Here is a 937-nt window from a genome sequence, read left to right as displayed (position 1 = left end):
AATGCCAGTCAAACTTGCGATCATCCACGAACTTCAGGATCGCGTTCGAGGTGAACTCGGTCCCATTATCACTGACGATCGTCTGGGGCTTGCCGCGGGCGTCGAACAGCGTCGCCAGTTCACGCGCGACCCGCGCGCCCGACAGTGAGGTGTCGGCGATCAGGGCCAGGCACTCCCGTGTGCAGTCATCGACCACCGTCATGATGCGGAACCGACGGCCATCCGTCAGCTGATCCGATACAAAATCAAGTGACCAACGCTGGTTTGGCATCAGTGGCAGCACCATCGGAGCCCGTGTGCCCATGGCCCGCTTGCGCCCACCGCGACGGCGCACATGCAACCGTTCTTCGCGGTAGATGCGGAACAGGCGCTTATGATTGACCTGATGGCCCTCGCGCCGCAGGAACACATGCAGCCGACGATAACCGAACCGGCGTCGAGCCTTGGCCAAGTCTTTCAGCCGCTCGCGCAGCACAGGGTCATCTTGGCGGACGACCTCATAGCGGATAGTCATCCGGCAACAGCCGATAACCCGGCACGCCCGCCGTTCGCTCATCTCGTGACTTGCGACCAGATGGGCGACCGCTTGTCGCTTCGCAGCGGGCGTCACCACTTTTTTCCCAAGAGATCCTTCAGCGCGGCATTATCCAGCATCGCATCTGCCAGCAGACGCTTGAGACGGGCGTTCTCGTCCTCAAGGCCCTTCAGCCGCTTCGCTTCGCTGACGTCCATGCCGCCATACTTGGCCTTCCATTTATAGACGGTCGCATCGCTGACGCCGTGCTTGCGGCAAAGATTGGCGACGGAAACCCCTGCCTCGTGCTCTTTCAGAATGCCGATGATCTGGTCTTCGGTGAACCTGCTGCGCTTCATCTCTGGTCCTCTCGGTTGGGCCAGAGTCTACCTCAAACTGGATTAGGCGGAGGGGGCAACGTCA

Annotated in this window: 1 pseudogene; it reads right to left on the bottom strand. The window is 60.7% G+C overall.

Annotation, left to right across the window (positions count from 1 at the left end):
- Positions 1–873: pseudogene (locus EYB42_RS17215) on the bottom strand (IS3 family transposase); the annotation flags it as partial.
- Between the last annotated feature and the right edge of the window lie 64 nt (positions 874–937).

Origin of the sequence: Tabrizicola caldifontis (genome assembly GCF_004762095.1) — a bacterium.
Classification (GTDB): Bacteria; Pseudomonadota; Alphaproteobacteria; order Rhodobacterales; family Rhodobacteraceae; genus Tabrizicola; species Tabrizicola caldifontis.
Note: the sequence above shows the minus strand (reverse complement) of the source record. Positions and strands in the feature narration are given on the sequence as shown.